The organism is Shewanella sp. WXL01 (assembly GCF_012263345.1).
Taxonomy (GTDB): Bacteria; Pseudomonadota; Gammaproteobacteria; order Enterobacterales; family Shewanellaceae; genus Shewanella; species Shewanella maritima.
The window spans coordinates 1-629 of sequence record NZ_JAAIKQ010000034.1; the positions used below are offsets into that span (position 1 = coordinate 1).

A 629-nucleotide genomic window follows, 5' to 3' on the forward strand; every position below is an offset into this window, starting at 1 on the left:
CTGACCACGCTCGTGTTATCAGATTCGTCATTGCTCAGTACGTTGCCACTTGCCTGGGTGTCTTCACCCACGGTCACAGCATCATCAGCTACATCAGTGTTTTCTGGTGTCACTGTGATGGTTAAGGTTGCAGTCTCACCTGTGTTGGTGGTGTAGGTGATCACCGGCAGTGTGCCATTCCAGTCCGCAGCAGGATCGAATGTGTAAGAGCCATTAGCATTCAGTACTAAGGTGCCGCCTTGGACAGTCACAGAATTGCCTGCGTTGTAAGTGGTGTTATCACCGGCAATGGTGAAGCTCACAACAGAGGTGTTATCAGACTCATCGTTAGTTAATACGTTGCCTGAAGCTTGCGTATCTTCACCCACAGTTACAGCATCATCAGCTACGTCTGTGTTATCTGGCGTCACTGTGATGGTTAAGGTTGCAGTCTCACCTGTGTTGGTGGTGTAGGTGATCACCGGCAGTGTGCCGTTCCAGTCCGCAGCAGGGTCAAAGGTATACGTGCCATTAGCATTCAGCACTAATGTGCCGCCTTGAACGGTGACGGAATCGCCCGCGTTATGGACAGTGTTGTCACCGGCGATGGTGAAGCTCACGACTGAAGTATTGTCTGACTCATCGTTAGT

The 629-nt window shown here is 50.9% G+C and carries 1 protein-coding gene; it reads right to left on the bottom strand.

What is annotated here, in order from left to right; translation table 11 throughout:
- The coding region (locus G3R49_RS19950; protein ID WP_167870835.1) for an Ig-like domain-containing protein at positions 1 to 629 on the bottom strand (629 nt) is incomplete at both ends.